The organism is Psychrobacter sp. PG1 (assembly GCF_014897815.1).
GTDB lineage: Bacteria > Pseudomonadota > Gammaproteobacteria > Pseudomonadales > Moraxellaceae > Psychrobacter.
Window position 1 is genome coordinate 15,790 of the sequence record NZ_JABUZG010000083.1, and the last position, 19,043, is coordinate 34,832.

The following is a 19,043-nucleotide window of genomic DNA, read 5'->3' on the forward strand; positions in this document are numbered from 1 at the left end:
TGTCTGGTCATAAAAAAGTGGATTTGCGACCAATCCACTAATACGTGATGATAGCTAACATTTATGATTGCTAATAAAATTCACAATTTTTAAATGTAGCCATTTGCTCATCATAACGATTTTTTGGATAGTCATTATCATGACAATCGTTACTTTTGGGCATGATCAGCACTTTTGAGAATGCCAACCTAATTAAATCGAACAAATGGTTGGCACAGGCGCGCATTATACGTGATTTTGTAGTAATAATAAAGACCTACGCAAAATGACTGTGCAACACCAATAGGCAAAAAAAGCGTCAAGTAAGAATACTTGACGCTTTTTTTTAAACTTAAGCAGTGTTTTATAACGAGCATTGCCAACAGAAAGTAGAGCGAGTGCTCATTAAAAATCTAAGCGTCAAACATGGCGCTGATAGATTCTTCGTTATTGATACGGCGTAAGCTTTCAGCAAGCATCGGTGCGATACTCACTTGGCGGATTTTGCTACAGGCTTTTGCCGCTTCAGACAATGGAATCGTATCGGTAACAACGACTTCGTCTAGCGCAGATTCGCTGATATTTTGTAGTGCGTTGCCTGATAGGACAGGGTGCGTAATATAAGCCAATACGCGACGTGCACCGTTTGCTTTCAATGCTTCAGCTGCTTTACATAGCGTACCTGCGGTATCAACCATATCATCAACGATGACGCAATCACGGTCACGAACATCGCCGATGATGTGCATGACTTGCGACTCATTGGCACGGGCACGGCGTTTATCGATAATCGCCATGTCAGTATCGCCCAACTGTTTAGCCATAGCACGCGCACGCACCACGCCGCCGACGTCAGGAGAGACGACCATGATGTTGTCGTAATCTTGTTTTTGTAGGTCGTTAAGCAATACAGGCGTGCCGTAGATATTGTCTACAGGAATGTCAAAGAAGCCTTGAATCTGATCTGAGTGCAAATCAACCGTCATCACGCGATCGATACTCACGATGTTCAGCATATCAGCGACGACTTTAGCCGAGATAGGCACACGAGCTGAACGAGGACGACGGTCTTGACGAGCATAACCAAAATACGGCATAACGGCTGTGATACGACCCGCACTAGAGCGACGCAGCGCATCGGCCATCATCATGATTTCCATCAAATTGTCATTGGTTGGTGCACAAGTTGGCTGCATGATAAACACGTCTTTACCGCGCACGTGTTCTTTGATTTCTACGGCGATTTCGCCATCAGAAAAACGCGTGATATCAGCTTTACCAAGAGGTATATGGAGATGATCGGCTACGGTTTTTGCTAATTCAGGGTGGGCATTACCCGTAAAAATCGCCAAATAAGGCATGACAGAAGTCCTATTGATTGACTCAAGCAGCGACCGCTAAGCAGTGTCAAACTGCTCAAATTCAGAAAAGAGTGGTGAAAAGTTTTGATGACTACTATTACAGTAAAAAATGGCAGGGGTAGCTGGACTCGAACCAACGGATGTCAGGATCAAAACCTGATGCCTTACCAACTTGGCTATACCCCTGTAATGTCTAGGCTGTGTACGTCGATATCTAATAGCAACTTTTAATAAAAGTCATTGTTAGAATAGCGTCACGACCTGTTCTCTATATTATAAACGGATAAACCATTTAAAACATAACTGTTCCCTAGCGGTGTCCATTGCGAACTATACCGAAACTGGGATAACGTTGTCAATGTCAATAAGATAAGCGGCTATTTATAAACCACCTATGATCACTGCATATCAAACGCTTCGTACTAAAAAATGGCAGGGGTAGCTGGACTCGAACCAACGGATGTCAGGATCAAAACCTGATGCCTTACCAACTTGGCTATACCCCTATTGAGGCGACCTATTATAATTAAATTTTCAGAATTTGCAAGTCATTTGTGCCTTTTTCTAGTATTTATTCTTAATTCATCAAGGACGGTATGATTTCGATAGGTATATGGTGAAAGTCGGTAATAAGGATTTATGCCTTACTTATATTCTCTCATGGGGCTATATTAGTGAGCTTGAGACTAGTGTGTCTGGTATAGGAATTCCGAAATAGTTTTATATGTTCCGAGGAGTAGCGTAAGACTCAACTGTATGCAACAGCTTTAGCAATGTAGCTAAGAACTCACTTTTCTTTATTCTTGAAGTGATAGTATTATTACTATCAAAAAATTTCCCAAAAAATATCAGACATTCATCTTCTTGGTAAACGTAAAATAGAGATTTGTTAGTAGATAAGTCATAGAACAAAAAGTTAGTTCTTTCACTATTGCTATCGTACACTCCAGTTTCAGTTTCATAAAAAATATGGTGTAGCTTGCTTAGCGGTTTATTGATCAAGCTTTTGTTTAGGTGAAATTCGCCATCAGTAATAAGTTCTATTTCTTTCTTAATATTGTTAACAAGTGGAAACGCATAATAATTATTATCTTGATAACTGATGTTTACTGAGTTCACAATGATATCCATCACTATGAATGGCTTTTCCATTTCGTATATTTTAAAAGCAATAGTTTCTGTATTTCCGAGATTGATCATATTTTGCTCTTAAATGCTTTAGGCTTGATAGTATTTGCGGCTTTTACCTTTTCACCTATCTATAAAAAATTGTGCAGTTATAAACTCCCCACTACATATCCTGAACAAGGCGCCTCTTCAATCCACTTTGTTAAAAGTGCTTTGTCAGTAGCCACGCTTGTATCCAAAGGCAAAAACACCGCGCTACCAGAGCCCGTCATTCGTGCTGTGCCGAGTGCTTGCGCCTCTAACCCTTGTAAGTAACGTAATGCTTCGCTGACCGCAGGAGCAAGACTGGTCACCACTGGCGTAAAGACATTGTGATAGGGCGTGTTTAAATATTGTACATAGTCGGCTTGTTTATTTTTAATTGTCTCAACCGATAGCACAGCGATATCACGTTGTAATTTAGGATGCGCGAACAGCTGGGCAGTATTAACGTGAGCATTGGGGGTCAATACTAAATATTGCTGGTCGGGCAACTTGATTGCGGTTAACTGCTCTCCAATACCCATCGCAATCGCATCTTGCCCAAAGATAAAAATCGGCACATCTGCGCCAATAGTGGCAGAAATTTTTATCAGCTCATCTTGCGTCAATTTAAGCTTCCAAATTTCATTAAGTGTCATCAATGTCGTTGCGGCATTGGATGAGCCGCCACCCAAGCCTGCACCCATCGGCAAATGCTTATCTAAAGCGATATGCACTTGTGCTAACTGCTCAGGTAGAGTGTTTGACTGTATGGCAGCCGCTAGCAATACACGCGCTGCTTTAAATATTAAGTTGTCTTCTATATCGGCAGTTATAGTCTCTGTACCAGCCAATATTACAAGTTGGTGACAGAGCTCATTGGCATCTAAGGCATTATCTACCGTAGAAATCACCACATCATCCGTGACTGAAAAATGTAAATAATCTCCCCAATCAAGCAGGCGAAACACGGTTTGCAAATTATGATAGCCATCAGCACGCTTACCTGTGATATGCAAAAACAGATTAATCTTTGCCGGTGATAAGCGAGTGATGGTGGAAAGTGTGGCTATGTTTTTAATCATAATATTTGGTTGTAGACGGCTATGGTAATAAGTAATAAGCAAGTTTTATCGTTTTTGCGTGACGTCTTAATGATTGATCGTCATTACCACCTTATTGCCTTGTGGCAGCACAGCACTGATTTTATTTGGTAACTTGTCGGACCCTTTATAGGTGAAGCTTGCGGTCCATTCACCATTGACTGAGCTGATTAAACGATTTTGATCATCGAGCTGTGGTGCGCTATCGGAAGGCGCTGGGCGACCAGATATCCAATAGGGCATTTGTGAAATAGGTGCTTGCCAACCTGTGGCTTTTTTGAGCAAAGTTTCAGGATCATCAGCAGTTAAGGTACCTGTTTTTTCGCTGACTAAAGTGGCGGTTTGACCATTATACTCGATGTTGGTTTTACCAATACCGAGCGCGCCGATCAGCTCAATGGCAAAGCGATCATTCTGCTGCCCCCATGCATAGAACGCACTACCACCTTGAGTGCCTGTGGTGTCATTGGCGGGCATCGTTACACCGATTTTGCCAGTGATATTAAAGTTCTCAAGCTTTTGCGGTGGCTCAGCGTTTTGACCTTGTAAAGTCGTGCTGGGTTGGTTAGTAGCGTTGGCTGTTTTTAGTGATTGACAACCAGATGTGATGACGAGCGCGGTTGTCACGGCAGCGAATAGCGCCAATTTATTAGGCTTATTAGCATGGACCAATACTGACATGATGTTTCCTCAAAGATAGACAAATTTACGAAATCATTGTTTCGAAAATAGATTAGCTTAATGGTTGTATGTTACTCAGTTATGCGTGGCTGTTAGTATCTTATGAGTGCCTTGTAATCATAGCACGCAACGATTTATCCACTATAAAACGGCGGGTCAGTAAAGTTGTATACGGTCATTGATATTGTGTTGCCCAAATGAGAAGCGCTGCTGCAAGTCTGCGAGTAATGCCTCGACTTTTTCATTGTTGCCTAAACCTTGATAAGCGCGCAGTAGTAAGCTGCCAGAGCGCAAGGTAGGAAACACATCGTAAGGGGTTTGTAGGTAGTCGATGACTTGTTGATAGTTTTCATTGGCCAATGCATTACCAGCCAGCACATTCAGCGCTTGCAGGTGCAGCTCATTGTCATAACGTGGGTCATCATAGCGAATTTGAATAATCGCGGTGGCCAATGCCAATCCTTGTTCAGAGCTGCGTTCATTGGCTAGCAATAGCTGCGCATAACTGAGCTGGTAGGAGAGGTTGGTTGGGTCAAGTGCTTGCAGATGATTGAGCAAGGTGCGCTTAACGATATAGTCGTCTTTGTCGTCAAGGAGCTGGGCGCGTGCAAACAAGAGCATCTCATTATCAGGATACTTGCGAGCAGCTTTGGTTAGTAGGCGCAGGGCTTCTTCGGATTCATTTTGCTGCCATAAAATATCAGCTTGTAGCACAAAGGTATCTGGCGCAAAGACGTTAAAGTCTTTACGCAGTTTTTCTAAAGTAGCAATCGCCGCATCTACATCGTCGTTAAGCAATTCAAAAGCCACTACTTTTCTACGAGCCTCTAATACCAAGTCTTCTTGCATGACACCGTTGAGATAGTATTTGGCTTGGTCAAAGTGCTGCTGACGCTCGGCACTGATGCCAAGGTAATAATAAGCTTGATCAAGGTAAGCGGGGTTTTTTGCGAGCATATTGAGTAGCTCATCGGCACTGTTATATTCTTCGATGTCTAAGCTCACCAACGCAGCCAACAAAGTAATCTCGGCATCATCAGCAAAGCGACCATGGGCATCCAGCAATAATTGCCACGCTTCTTGGCTTTGCTTTAAGTCAAGCAAGTAGCGAATCTCGTACAGATAGAGACTTTTACTATCGGGATTACGCAGGCGTGCTTGGCTCACATAATTGACGACGGTTTCAGCCGTGACGATTTTGCGCAGTATGTCTGCCTTTAGCGTAATAAAAGGGACATAGTCAGGCTGGCGTTCTAGCGCACGATTGATATGGACAATGGCAATCTCAGGCTCGTTAAATTGGTAAAGCAACCCTGCTTTCAATACCGACAATGAGGCATTCTGCTCGCTATCTAGTGGTTGTAAAGCGGCAAGTAATTCACGTTTGTCTTCATCATTGTTTGGATAGATACCGATAAGGATTTCGCTTAAGTCCGCTCGAGGATCATAAAGCAGAATACGATTCAAGGTTTCGCCAGCTAACAGATAATCGTGAGCTCGCAGGGCCAAATGCGCCACATAAAACCAAGCAGGCACGTGATCCGGATTTTGGTCTTGCCATGACTTGGCAAATTGTAACGATTTCTCAACCCTTTCAGTGCGTAAAGAAAGGCTGAGTGCTCTTTCAAACACGGCAGTTGCATCTTCTTTAAATGCTTGCTGTTTATAGATAGTAATCGCTCGTTGTCTATCACCGCGATCTGCTGCGAATTCTGCATCAAGCAGCGCATACAGGCTAGGCTCTTTGAGCTCAGGTTGCCATAAGGTAGTTGGTGCTAACCCATTAATATTGGCGACATTTTCTATTTGTTGTGTATTGGCAGGAGCAATTGCTGGTAGCGTTGAGCGGCTATTATCAGTGCCGTCGCTACTGACAGCCTTGTCGTTCTTATCAGCAATGGATAGTTTGGGTACATGGGCTTCGAGCGAGATATCAGAATGACTGGCATGAACGGAAGACGATCCTAAGCATAAGCAAAAGGCCAACGACAAGGTTAGCTTATAACGCTGGCACAGACGTTCGATAACCGCATGCAATAGAGCACGCAGATTAGATTGGTCGTCATGCGCAAGTTGTGATCGAAATAATGACCCAAAAAAAATCATAGATAACCGTATTCGCCCATTGTTCATCTATATCGATAAGACAATTTTATTTTAATCATTTCAAACTAACTATTGGTAACGAGTACCCATGCCTGACATTATAAAAGCAGACCGATGGGATAAACAATAGTGCCCGTGTTACTCCGTGATTAATAGCAGCCGCTCTACCAAATTTTTGCTAACAAAGTAGGATTGGCCGATAACCTGTATCAACGGGCTCTTTCATTGGTTGTAAATCTTAGCCTAAATATTGTGAAAATATAACAAGTTAACGTCAAGTAAGCGAATGATTTTTATCCATTTCTATAAGCACTCGTTAAAACATAGATATTGGTTTTAACAATCGTATCGGTAGTTGATTTGTTACTCATGTGCCCAGATACAAGCAAATAGCTATCATCGATAGCTGAGTGTTAATTAAAGCTGGCAATAATGATATAATAAGCGGCTTTTAGAGTCTTCCTTTCAGCGCTGTCGTCTATAACTGTCTTTTAAAAATAATGAGATAGCGTGGGCTGGCAGGTGAGCGTCATGTTTATGGTCTATCAATAATGAGATTAGTGGTCATTGGGGTCAATCACAAAACTGCACCAGTCGCTCTGAGAGAGCGCTTGGCGCTTGTGGGTGACGATGTGAATATCGCTCTCAAACAATTAGAGGCCTTTACTGATGGCAGTGTGATTGTTTCGACTTGCAATCGTACGGAAATCTATGCGCTCGTGCCGCAGCTAGCAGAGCCGCAAGATGTTCCCTCTTTGTCTGCTAATGGCGCGGTCGGTGCTCAGACATCTTCGGCGGCCATTAGTGCTCATATCTTAAAAATTAAAGCATGGCTTGCTGACTTTAAGCAGTTGTCACTGTCTGAGATTGATCCCTATCTTTATGTGCACCGTGACACTCACGCGCTGACCCATTGGCTTAGGGTCGCCGCAGGGCTTGACTCTATGATATTGGGTGAGCCGCAGATACTCGGTCAAATCAAGCGCTCAGTACAGCTCGCGCAAGAACAAAAAGCGCTGAGTAATCAGCTTGGCTGGATTATCGATCAAGTATTTGCTGCCGCCAAACGCGTACGTAATGAGACCCAAGTGGGTGCTCAAGCGGTATCGCTTAGCTATGCGGCCGCCAAATTGGTGACGCAAATATTTGATGATTTACCCAGTCGCACATTGCTGGTGGTCGCGGCAGGCGAGATGAACCGTCTGGTTGCCACCCACATTGCTGGGCTTGGTGTAGGTCGTGTGATTATTTGCAACCGCAACCCTGAACGCGCTGAAGCGCTGGCAGTGGAGCTGCGCCGCGCAGGTCACTTGGTAGAAGTCAGACCTTTGCAAGAGTTACCACAAGTTTTAGCAGAAGCCGATATCGTTAGTAGCTGTAGCGGTAGTATGGATGTGTTGATCGATAAAACCATGACTTTGCGCGCGCTGAAACATCGTCGTTATCAGCCTATGTTGATGATTGACTTAGCCGTACCGCGTGATATTGACTCGACCATTAGTCGTATCGATGATGTTTATCTCTACTCTGTCGATGATTTACAACACGTGATCGCTGGCAATATCGAACAGCGTAGACAAGCGGCAGTTGATGCGGAATTGCTCGTTAGCCAATTAGTCGTTGAGATGGATCGCAGCTTTCAAGTGCGCCAAGTCGGTAAAGACATTCAGCAGTATCGCGCGCATACGCAGGACCAAGTAGATAAACTCCTGCATGAATCCATTGCCAAGCTACAACAGGATAATGCCAGTCCTGAAGATATTATCATTGAGCTGTCACGCCGCCTGACGCAGACGCTAACCCACGCACCATCGAAGCTTATGCGTAAGGCTGCCCGTGAAGGGGATAGTGAACTGCTAGACTTTGTGGTGTCTGGGCTGCAAGAGGCTCATCGCGGACGTCGATAGCCATTATTGACTAATCAAAAAAACATAAGCGGCGCAAACCTTATTATTGCGCAAACATATCGTTGTCAACCTGCATTATCAGTGCTAATATCAAGCTGTTATGAGTATATTAAGCGATGATAATCTTTTGTTATACGCGAGCGGTTATTCTCCAAAACCTTAGTGTATATGTTCTCGCTTGATACCTATTCATCTCATCAGTTGTTAGTGACCATTATTAGCCTACCACCGCGTAGCCCCTATAAATGGCGCACCCGTTCTGTACGACCTTGTCTAAAATCAATAAAAACACGGCGTGCAAAACACAATCACCAACGGCAATAGCGCTAGGATAAAGTGCTATATCGTCAACCCTGCGTCATGCTCTCGACTATTACCCAATATTAATATTCAGTTAATACTACCTATAGTAGTATCTAGCTGCTATGCAATCTAACGACTATGCTATTGGTCAGCAATGCTATTTGATAGCCATATTATTTAACAAAAACGTTATTTCACACCCATGTTATCTAATTAGAAGCATTATTTGGCTAAGTTGGCGAACAGTAGGTGTCTAGATTGGTTAGCGTTATTAAGGCAGGTTGGTTTAAGAGAGTATCTGGATTTTGCTATAGCCAATGCTTGAGAAAAATTAAACTATCTAACTATAAACTAGGAGCTTCCTATGACTGCATTACGTCAAGATATTGATCCAAACGGCTTATTAGAATACTCAGTGGTCTATACTGACCGCGCCTTAAACCACATGTCAAAAGTCTTTCAGCAAGTGATGAATGACTTATCTAGCGACCTAAAATCCGTGTATAACGCCGAAGCGGTGGTGATTGTACCCGGTGCTGGTACTTATGGAATGGAAGCCGTTGCGCGCCAATTGGCCAATGATGAAGATTGTCTCATTATTCGTAACGGTTGGTTTAGCTATCGCTGGACGCAAATTTTAGAAAAAGGCAAAATCGCCAAGTCGTCTACGGTATTGACGGCACATCGTGAAGAGGGTGAGTCACCAAAACCATTTGCCCCCGTTGATATCGAAGAAGCCGTTGCTAAAATTAAAGCAGAGAAACCAGCAGTGGTCTTTGCGCCGCACGTCGAAACCTCATCGGGTATTATTTTATCATCAGACTATATCAAAGCGATAAGCGCGGCTGTACATAGCGTTGGCGGTTTATTGGTCATTGATTGTATCGCTTCAGGTTGTGTGTGGTTGGACATGAAAGACTTGGGTATTGATGTTCTCATCAGCGCCCCGCAAAAAGGGTGGAGCAGCACTCCGTGTGCGGGCTTAGTCATGCTAAGCGCTGCGGCAATCGAAAAAGTAGACAATACAGAATCAGATAGCTTTAGCTTAGACTTAAAGCAGTGGTTAAATGTCATGCGTGCCTATGAGAATGGCGGTCACGCTTATCATGCCACCATGCCAACTGACAGCTTACGTCAATTCCGCGATACTATTTTAGAATCAAAAGAGATTGGCTTTGATAAATTGCGTGATGCGCAGTGGCAATTGGGCAACCGTATTCGTGAAGTATTAGCCGCTAAAGGCATTGAAAGCGTTGCGGCAAAAGGTTTTGAAGCGCCAGGCGTCGTGGTTGCTTATACCGATCGCGATGATATGCATAAAGGCAGTGCGTTTGCCGAAACAGGCATGCAAATCGCTGCTGGTGTACCGCTAAAAGTTGGTGAGCCGGATAACTTTAAAACGTTCCGCTTAGGTTTATTTGGTCTAGATAAATTGACTGATGTAGATGGAGCGGTACAGCGTTTTGAAACTGCACTTGATGAAGTATTGGCGAAATAATATCTTTATCTCGTAAGATGTTTTTTAAGTAAAAAGAATACTGAGCCCTTGTAACGAAGGTTCAGTATTTTTTTACCTATTTATTATATTTTATAATATAATGTATTTATATAAATCGATATCCAAAACTGTTTTGATAAAAATTGGCTTAGGTAAATATTATGAGTATACAAATAGATTGGCAGGCCTTTACGCCAATTTCCTTGGTAGGTGGTCTGATGCTAGGCGTTGCAACGGTCATCTTGCTATTGGGCATTGGTCGTATTGCGGGTATTAGTGGTATTTTCTCAAGTCTTCTTAAACCCAAGCGCGTCGAGATGTGGCAGGTGTTATTTATACTTGGTCTTGTTATCTCGCCATTATTTTATGGTCTGGTAAAACCGTTGCCCGATATAGAGATTAGTAGCTCTTTGCCACTGCTTATTGGGGCAGGATTACTGGTTGGTTTTGGGACACGTTTGGGTTCAGGTTGCACCAGTGGGCATGGTATCTGCGGTAATGCGCGACTGTCACCACGATCGATGGCGGCGACGGTGACCTTTATGTTGTTTGGTATTGTGACGGTTTATATTGGTCGTCATGTCTTGGGTTTGATTTAAAAATCACGTAGACAGTACGTTGCGAAGACAGATTTTAGTACTATTATGAAAAAATAAAGACAGCGAGAAAAAACATGCTAAAAAATATAATTGGATTACTGGCAGGGTTATTATTTGGCTTTGGACTGCTGATATCAGGCATGACTGATCCTGTAAAAGTACAGGGCTTTTTGGACATCTTTGGTGCATGGGATATTTCTCTGGCACTGGTGATGGGCGGCGGTCTAATGGTAGCGATAGTTGGCGTGCAGTTGGCTAAGCGTCAACAGACCAGCTGGATTGGGTCATCAATTGAGATGCCAACCAAAACCACCATCAATAAAAAACTACTGATTGGCGCGATGCTATTCGGTATCGGTTGGGGTTTGGTGGGTATTTGCCCGGGCCCCGGTATTGTGCTGCTTGGTACAGGACAGTGGCAGGCTTATGTCTTTATTCCTGCGATGATAATCGGTATGCTGGTCTATCAATGGCTAGAACCAAAACTTAATTAGTATGGGCTTGCGTAAGAATAGCCAAGCAAAAAGGTCAGTCTAATTCAATTAGGCTGACCCTTTTTTTATCAATGATGCTTCATTAATATTAACGATACTTCCGTATTATTAAGGCTTAATGATAAAGTCTTACTTAGCGCTAGCCGTTACTTTTGGCGTCTCATGTGCCAATGATTTAGCCGCTTGACGCAGCTCAAACTTCTGCACTTTACCGGTGCTGGTTTTTGGAATTTCAGCAAAGATAATATATTTGGGCACTTTAAAACCCGCCAAATGCTGCTTGCAATGTTCCATCACATGGTCGCGCTGCAAGGTGCTGTCTTCATGAATCTCGATGAAGGCGACAGGTACTTCGCCCCATTTATCATGCGGCGCGGCGACGACCGCACAGCTTTGGATTTCTGGCATTTTATATAAGACGTTTTCGACTTCGATACTAGAGATATTTTCGCCACCTGAAATGATGATGTCTTTGAGCCTGTCCATGATTTTTATATAACCATCAGGATATTTAATGCCCAAATCACCAGTACGGAACCAACCATCAGCAAAGGCTTCTTCGGTGGCTTTACGGCTTTTTAGATAACCTTTCATCACCATATTGCCGCGCAATGCTAGCTCGCCCATTTCTTCGCCATCCGCGGCAACTGGCTCCGTGGTGCCTTGTTTAAATAGCTCAAAGCCAGTCATCAAATGTGACGTTACGCCCTGACGTGATTTCTTTTGTGCACGAGTAGCGACATCCAGTTCATCCCATTCTGCTTGTTCCGCGCAGACGGTGACTGGACCATAGACTTCGGTAAGACCGTAAACGTGCGAGATATGAAAGCCCATAGCTTCCATGGCGGCGAGCATGGTTTCAGACGGCGGCGCACCAGCGACCCAGCCTTTGACTTCATGATTGATGGCGTCTTTATATTCAGCTTTGCCGCCAGCAATCATATTATGCACCACAGGCGCTGAGCAATAATGGCTGACTTTATGCTTGGCAATCAGTTGCAAAATCAAATCAGCATCAATCTTGCGCAAGCAGACGTTGACGCCCGCACGTTCGGCAATCGTCCACGGAAAGCACCAACCATTACAGTGAAATAATGGCAGCGTCCATAGATACATCGGGTGCTTGGGCATATCCCAATCTAAAATATTGGAGACGGCATTGAGTGTCGCGCCGCGGTGATGATAGACCACGCCTTTAGGCTTGCCAGTGGTGCCAGAGGTATAGTTGAGGGCGATAGCATCCCATTCATCTAATAGTTTTTCCCAATTATCCAAACTGTCTGCGCTGGCGATTAATGCTTCGTAGCTCATTTGCCCAAAGCGCTCAATATCGAGCGCTGCATCGGTCGCATGAATAACGATAAGATTAGGAAACGCTTCATCGATAATCTCAGCATGCTCAGCAAACTCGCTGTCTAAAATCAACACTTTGGCTTCTGAGTGTTGCAGACAGAAGGTCAGGGCATTGATATCGAGACGGGTGTTCAGTGTACAAAGCACACCGCCTGACATGGGCACCCCAAAAGCGCATTCGACCATCGCTGGCGTGTTCGGCATCATGACCGCCACCGTGTCATTTTTATCGATGCCTAATTTACGTAGACCATCAGCCAGTTGTCTGCAACGATCGTAAGTCTGTTGCCATGTTTGGGTCAGATTATTATGTTCAAGATCGTCATAGATAATAGCGGTTCTGTTAGGATAGACCTGAGCGCTGCGGATAATGAAGTCAATAGGGGTAAGCGGTTGATGGTTGGCAGCATTTTTGCCGAGACCTGTGTGGAAGTCTGTCATGGGGATAGTCCTTTATCTTGCTGTTATAATTCGGTGAATACGCTACAAACCTGCTATAAAGTTGGCTTCGTTATTTATCACTGCTTGCTAAGCTATTAATATTTTGCTGACCTTCCTTGTAGCAACTCGCCGATAGGTGACTCACGGTAAATATTTGTTCGTCCATTATAGACAATGCTCTGTGAAAAGCGAGTATGTTTTTAGCGCTTGCTTATATTGGATGGCATGATCAGTTAGCCTAATGCACATAGTGTTCACTCATCAGTCGCTTGTCTGCATAGCTGATGATAATAGCGGTGTGTTACGATACCAGTGATGTTAAATCCTATCGCTTAACTATTTCTAAAAGCCTCATTTTTAAAAATCTTAACTTTTAAAAAGCCCAGCCAGCTTTAACAAGCATTTCCACAAACCATTCATAAGGAAAATGATATGTCCGCCAGCCGCACTGCCAATACCATCGAAACTGCTAGCACCAATGAACACTACCCACATTTATTTGAGCCATTAGATTTGGGCTTTACGACGCTTAAAAACCGCATGGTGATGGGCTCAATGCATACTGGGCTTGAAGACCGTTTTTATAACTACGGTAAACTGGCGGCGTATTTTGCAGAACGTGCCAAAGGTGGCGTAGCGATGATGATTACCGGCGGTATCTCGCCCAATCGTGAAGGTTGGTTGCTGCCTGCTGGCGGTACCATGAATACGCGTGCTGACGTCATTAACCATCAGCGTGTGACCCGTGCGGCGCATAAATATGACAGCAAAATCATCATGCAAATTTTGCACAGCGGTCGTTACGGCTATCATCCGTTTGTCGTCTCCTCTAGTCCAATAAAATCACCAATTTCACCCTTTAAGCCGCGTAAGATGAGCATTAAAAACATCGAACAAACGGTAAAGGATTATGCCCGTTCGGCTAAACTTGCCAAGCAAGCGGGTTATGACGGTGTGGAAATCATGGGCTCAGAAGGTTATTTGCTCAATCAGTTTTTATCGCGTCATGTAAATCAACGTACCGATGAATATGGCGGTGATATTCAAGGTCGTATGAAGCTGGCGGTCGATGTCGTCAAAGCCGTACGCGAAGCTGCTGGTGAAGATTTTATTATTTTATTCCGCTTGTCAGTGATTGATCTGGTCAAAGACGGCAACGTGATGGACGAAGTTATTACCGTTGCCAAAGCGCTAGAAGAAGCGGGCGTGACCATCATGAATACTGGTATCGGCTGGCATGAAGCGCGTGTTCCGACGATTGTCACCAGCGTACCGCGTGCCGCTTTTGTTGATTTCACCGCTGAGATTAAAAAGCATATCAGCATCCCCATGATGGCGGCCAACCGTATCAATATGCCAGAAACGGCAGAAGAAATCGTGGCTAGTGGTCAGGCGGATATGATTCAAATGGCGCGTCCATTTTTAGCCGATGCCCATTGGGTCAATAAAGCCAAAGATGGTCAAGCCGATCGTATTAATACCTGTATCGCCTGTAACCAAGCCTGCCTCGACCATACCTTTGAAAACAAACGCTCGACTTGTCTGGTCAATCCACAAGCGTGTTATGAGACAGAATTGGTTTATAAGAAAACCAAGAAACCTAAAAAAGTCGCCGTCATCGGTGGCGGTGTTGCTGGTATGTCAGCGGCGCACGTTGCTGCCTTGCGTGGTCATGAGGTAACCTTGTTTGAAGCAAAAGATATCTTGGGCGGGCAGTTTAACTACGCCAAAGTTATCCCTGGTAAAGAAGAGTTCTTTGAAACCATTCGCTACTATATCAACGAGCTTGAGCATTTAGGCGTTGAGATTAAACTTAATACCAAAGTCGATAAAGCCATGCTTGAGAAAGCCAAATTCCACCATGTCATCGTTGCAACTGGTGTTGTTCCTAGAAGCCTTGCTGGCAAACTGGAAGGCGCGGATTTGCCACAAGTGATGAGCTATGCTGAACTGCTCTCTGGTGAAAAATCCGTCGGTGATACGGTTGCCGTCATCGGTGCTGGCGGTATCGGTTTTGATGTCAGTGAATATCTGACCGCCAAACATGGTCAGCCGCTTGATGAGCTGGGCCCTGAGCTGCTAAAAGACCCAAGCTATCGTCCAAAAGCGCAGTCTATCGAAGAGTGGCGTGAAGAGTGGGGCGTGACTAATGATACTAACTATCAAACTGAGGGTGGACTTATTAAGCCTGAAGCTATCAAACCTATCCGCCAAGTGTACTTGATGCAGCGTACCAAAGGTCGCTTGGGCAGTGGGCTGAATAAAACGTCGGGCTGGGTACATCGTGCCCATGTCAAATCACACGGTGTCATCCAAGTATCAGGTGCTCAGTACGATAAGATCACTAATGAAGGCATTTGGATCACCAATAACCAAGGTCAAAGCCAGTTGCTACGTGTTGATAGCGTCGTGGTCTGTGCTGGTCAAGAGTCAGTGGTTGAGCTGATGCCAAACGTCGGTGATGCACCTGACGCGCAATATCATCTAATCGGTGGCGCTAAGCTTGCTGCTGAGCTAGATGCTAAACGTGCTATAAGAGATGGTGCTGAGGTTGCGGCAGCGATTTAGGGTTTAGTTCAGAAGTAATGAGAGCGGCAAGATAGATTATCTTGCCGCTTTTTTTGTTAGATAATATAGACTTGCTCAGTGTATAGATGATCGTAAAAAGCTATAAGTATCTTTAAATTACTATTTGGATAAAGGCTAAGAGGTATGAGAAAGGAACACTTTCAATTTGGTGACGTAAATTTTAAATGGGGTGATAAGTTATCTGATATAAAAGCTCAGCTTCCTGAAAAAGATACGGTAACGCATTCTTATGAAGAAAGCTATATGCCTGAAACAGTCACTATAAAACTGTCTGAAATGTGGTCTCTTAAAGTTGCTTACTGTCATTTTAGTGCAGCAGATGATGACCGATTGATAGATTCAATATGGATCAACATCCCAGCACAACTATTTAATAGACAACCAATGATTAAAAAGCTAATAGCATATTTAGGATCAGAGTCAAACTACTCCTCCGATAGCCATTACTGTAGTGGTAACGTAGTAGAACACTGTGAATGGATATTTGATAATTGTGTCATTGGCGTTAGCATGTATGGCGGCGTACGAGAGGAAGACGACGAAAGAATTATTGGCTGTTTATCTATATCATTAAGTGATGTAGAGCTTTTAGATTCATTGTATTCAAAGCCTATACGTGATGTAGAGTATAAAATGGCTGACGAGGTTGATATCAGCACTATCCAACTTTTTCAGACACAGCAAGCACAGAGTATGCGACGGTCAAGGGAAAGAGAAGAGTTTCCGAACCATTCTGCTGCTTTCGTCATCCGAGCATTCGATGGGCTGCACAAAGACATGCTTTTTCAAACCCCATTACTTGTTAGCTCAAACATAACTGAATCTGAAGTTTGCACGTGGCAATCTATGACAGGAGATTATTATTTATCGAACTATTGGCAAACTGTAAAACTAGAGAATAATATTTCATCTAAGTGGACTAATCTATTACCCACTAAGTCTTTTGGTGTCTGCTATGTTTCGATAGGAGGTCTGCTAATTATTGACGAAGATAGTAGACCTGAGACAAAAGTATTTGTTGAGCATATTGAAAAAATAATTAAGTCTAAGATAGCGTATTACGAAACATATAACTGTTAGGTTACCTAAGTTGATATCTGGCTCGTCATTATCATTGGCTCATGTTTTCAATATCACCTAATGTGAGACCAGTTTCTTGGGTGCTATAAATAACGATACCTTCATCGTCAATTTTACCATTCATGACCAATCTACCGATGCGATTGCTGGCTTCTTGATTGCCTTGGTCGGCGGCCTTTTTGTACCATTCAAAAGCTTCGTCATAGTCTTGCGGCACGCCATAGCCATTCTCGTAGAGACCACCAATATTAAGTTGTGCCACATCTAACCCTTGGTCAGCCGCTTTGGCATACCACTCAAAAGCTTTGTCATAGTCTTGCGTCACACCATAACCGTATTCGTAAAAATTACCAATATTATTTTGAGCGTCAAAAGATCCATTGTTAGCTGCTAGTAGATACCACTGCATTGCTTTTTGATAATCTTGCTCAATACCAATACTCTCATGATACATAATTCCGAGATTGAATTGAGCATCAGAATCTCCTTGGTTAGCAGCTTGCTTAACCCATTCAAATGCTTTTTGATAATTTTGATCTACGCCTAAACCTTCATAATACATAATACCTAGATAATGTTTAGCAGGGGCATAGCCTTGATTGGCAGCTTTTTCAAATAGTTCAAAAGCTTTGTCATCATCTTCAGGGACTGAGTCACCTTCATAGTAGGCTAGTCCGAGTTTATATATTTCAGCAGGAGTGCTTTGATTTGACAGTATCTCTGTATTTGATGACTCTGCTGAGCAAGCAGCAGCCATCAAGCCACTAGAGAATAACGTGACCAGTAATAAAGACTGAATTAAAGGGGTGATTTTTCTTTGATACATCAAAACCTCATTAGGAAACTTTATTTAATTGGCTGATTCGGACTCACTTGCTCATAAGTTTTACCCTGTGGTACGGGTATGCAATCGACCTTTTTTTGCGATTGATCAATCAAGACATGGCTTTATAATTGAAACATCAGCTGAGTCACCTTCAAAATCAAGTTTCTGATTTAAACATTCAATTTTGCTAATCAACTGTTGTTCTTGTTCTTTACTTAGACTCTGTTCATCGTTGTAGTCTTTCTTAGGGTAGCGGTTGAAATCAAGTGCTAAACCATATTCTCTTCTAATAATATACTGCAAGTAATCTAACTGAAAATTTTTTCTTCTTATGTCTTCTGGTAAATCATTACTATCACAATCACATATAGTCTCATACCTATTTAGAATATGAAGTACCTGTGCGTCACCAGCTTTTACTAGTACTTTAGGCGAAGGATAGTAAATAGAAGCCGTACTATATCTATTCCATGCTGTACCATAGTTCTGCTGAGCAAACTCAATGTCTCCCTTTTTTTCAAGATTAAGCAAAAATTGATAGCTTTCTTCTTTTTTAGCGAGGCTTTTAGGAGCTTTCCATCCATCAACGACATGACGTAAAATGGCTTCAGAATCTTCATATTCGTAAACTGTCGAATTTTCTGATGATGAGAGCTCGCTGTCTATTATGGACTTGTCATGGTCTTGAGAAACAATACGTGTCTGCTCATGATCAATATCATCGTTAGAGGTACATGAGGCAAGCGTTATTAGTACGCATAAAGTGAAGGCGACTTTTATCATTATATTTTCCTAATTATCAGCTTGCCTACGTATCTTAGATCAGTTCGACGATGACTTATTAAATAATCGTATATTTGATTCCATAACTTAAGATCTAGTACAGTAACGCAACCTTCAGAGATAGCACCTACATGTACGTAACGGTTATTAGTCTGATATTCTATAGGGAACCATACTTGATGACACTTTAAAGCAGGGTACGCAGGTTTATATTGTTCTGTATACTCTTTATCATGAGGAACATCAGGGACTAATATATTGTATGTTCCCTCGGGCAAAGGATTCAATGAATCAGCTCCTATAGTAGTCAACGAAACGGTTGCTGTATTTCCCGTAAAACTTAAACGTGCAGGAATTTGCCTGATATCTTTACGAATTACAGAATATATGGTACGTTCTTTGCCCGAATATATAACTTCTATCACAGCACCAGAAGAGGATATGGTAGGTTTTTCTCCTGAAAGGTATAGCTTCGCATTTCCATCAGTAAGTGAAGCTAACTTACCCTTAAAACTCCCATCCATTATTCTAAAGTAAGTTCTTCCTTCTTTACTGTTAGTAATCTGAATTTTTGTTCTTTCACAAAGAGATGCAGATTTTGAATTATCCAATCTAACACGAAGCCAGCCACTATCAGTCCCGTCACTTTCCTTAGTGGATTTAATAAATCTTACTGGACTTACCTGCTGTCTAGAACCAGTATTAGTATTAGTCTTTGCTCTAATACCTAAAGTTTTTAAAAGCCCATCCATAATTAATCCCTACTTAAAATATTAAATAAAAATAATATT

Annotated in this window: 15 protein-coding genes and 2 tRNA genes; 6 read left to right on the forward strand and 11 right to left on the reverse strand. The window is 42.9% G+C overall.

The features are described 5' to 3' along the window. Positions 1-392: 392 nt before the first annotated feature. From INT03_RS12685 to INT03_RS12715, 7 genes are all read right to left on the reverse strand, one after another. Entirely contained in the window at positions 393-1,340 is a 948-nt protein-coding gene (locus INT03_RS12685) for a ribose-phosphate pyrophosphokinase (protein ID WP_045452669.1), read from the reverse strand. A 110-nt stretch (positions 1,341-1,450) separates the two neighbouring features. Next, positions 1,451-1,526, reverse strand: a tRNA-Gln gene (locus tag INT03_RS12690). A gap of 244 nt (positions 1,527-1,770) precedes the next feature. Continuing rightward, positions 1,771-1,846 (reverse strand) — tRNA-Gln (locus tag INT03_RS12695). Positions 1,847-2,060: 214 nt separating this feature from the next. Further along, the gene (locus INT03_RS12700) at positions 2,061-2,540 is read right to left on the reverse strand and encodes a hypothetical protein (protein ID WP_193009230.1); all 480 of its coding nucleotides are present in this window, start codon (positions 2,538-2,540) and stop codon (positions 2,061-2,063) included. A gap of 77 nt (positions 2,541-2,617) precedes the next feature. After that, positions 2,618-3,574 (reverse strand): 4-(cytidine 5'-diphospho)-2-C-methyl-D-erythritol kinase, encoded by a 957-nt coding sequence (ispE, locus tag INT03_RS12705; RefSeq protein WP_193009231.1) that lies wholly within the window; start codon positions 3,572-3,574, stop codon positions 2,618-2,620. A 66-nt stretch (positions 3,575-3,640) separates the two neighbouring features. Then, complete coding sequence (lolB, locus tag INT03_RS12710; protein WP_087814722.1) at positions 3,641-4,273, reverse strand: lipoprotein insertase outer membrane protein LolB; 633 nt, start codon at positions 4,271-4,273, stop codon at positions 3,641-3,643. A 156-nt stretch (positions 4,274-4,429) separates the two neighbouring features. Then, entirely contained in the window at positions 4,430-6,379 is a 1,950-nt protein-coding gene (locus INT03_RS12715) for a tetratricopeptide repeat protein (protein WP_193009232.1), read from the reverse strand. Positions 6,380-6,930: 551 nt separating this feature from the next. On the opposite strand from INT03_RS12715, the gene hemA reads away from it, so the two are divergent. From hemA to INT03_RS12735, 4 genes are all read left to right on the forward strand, one after another. Then, a complete protein-coding gene (hemA, locus tag INT03_RS12720; RefSeq protein WP_087814719.1) occupies positions 6,931-8,286 on the forward strand; it encodes a glutamyl-tRNA reductase in 1,356 nt (451 codons plus the stop codon). A gap of 667 nt (positions 8,287-8,953) precedes the next feature. Beyond that, on the forward strand, positions 8,954-10,087 hold the full coding sequence (locus INT03_RS12725; RefSeq protein WP_193009233.1) for an aminotransferase class V-fold PLP-dependent enzyme: 1,134 nt from the start codon (positions 8,954-8,956) through the stop codon (positions 10,085-10,087). A gap of 161 nt (positions 10,088-10,248) precedes the next feature. Continuing rightward, positions 10,249-10,686, forward strand: coding sequence for a YeeE/YedE family protein (locus INT03_RS12730; protein WP_193009234.1), 438 nt, complete (start codon positions 10,249-10,251; stop codon positions 10,684-10,686). 74 nt (positions 10,687-10,760) lie between these two features. After that, the gene (locus tag INT03_RS12735) at positions 10,761-11,180 is read left to right on the forward strand and encodes a DUF6691 family protein (protein ID WP_193009235.1); all 420 of its coding nucleotides are present in this window, start codon (positions 10,761-10,763) and stop codon (positions 11,178-11,180) included. 129 nt (positions 11,181-11,309) lie between these two features. On the opposite strand, the gene INT03_RS12740 is transcribed toward INT03_RS12735, so the two are convergent. After that, complete coding sequence (locus INT03_RS12740; protein ID WP_193009236.1) at positions 11,310-12,974, reverse strand: AMP-binding protein; 1,665 nt, start codon at positions 12,972-12,974, stop codon at positions 11,310-11,312. A 432-nt stretch (positions 12,975-13,406) separates the two neighbouring features. On the opposite strand from INT03_RS12740, the gene INT03_RS12745 reads away from it, so the two are divergent. Both INT03_RS12745 and INT03_RS12750 read left to right on the forward strand, forming a co-directional pair. Further along, entirely contained in the window at positions 13,407-15,542 is a 2,136-nt protein-coding gene (locus tag INT03_RS12745) for an NADPH-dependent 2,4-dienoyl-CoA reductase (protein WP_193009237.1), read from the forward strand. A gap of 144 nt (positions 15,543-15,686) precedes the next feature. Beyond that, positions 15,687-16,643 carry a hypothetical protein gene (locus INT03_RS12750; protein ID WP_193009238.1) on the forward strand — a complete coding sequence of 319 codons (957 nt, stop codon included), beginning with the start codon at positions 15,687-15,689 and terminating at the stop codon, positions 16,641-16,643. A gap of 31 nt (positions 16,644-16,674) precedes the next feature. Here the strand turns inward: INT03_RS12750 and INT03_RS12755 are convergent, their stop codons facing one another. The 3 genes from INT03_RS12755 to INT03_RS12765 all read right to left on the reverse strand — a co-directional run bounded on the left by INT03_RS12755 (position 16,675) and on the right by INT03_RS12765 (position 19,004). Then, positions 16,675-17,469 (reverse strand): tetratricopeptide repeat protein, encoded by a 795-nt coding sequence (locus tag INT03_RS12755; protein ID WP_193009239.1) that lies wholly within the window; start codon positions 17,467-17,469, stop codon positions 16,675-16,677. 105 nt (positions 17,470-17,574) lie between these two features. Further along, positions 17,575-18,252: a hypothetical protein gene (locus INT03_RS12760; protein ID WP_193009240.1), complete on the reverse strand. Its 678-nt coding sequence runs from the start codon at positions 18,250-18,252 to the stop codon at positions 17,575-17,577. After that, the gene (locus tag INT03_RS12765) at positions 18,252-19,004 is read right to left on the reverse strand and encodes a hypothetical protein (RefSeq protein WP_060490284.1); all 753 of its coding nucleotides are present in this window, start codon (positions 19,002-19,004) and stop codon (positions 18,252-18,254) included. Before INT03_RS12765 ends, INT03_RS12760 begins: the two co-directional genes overlap by 1 nt. Positions 19,005-19,043 lie beyond the last annotated feature (39 nt).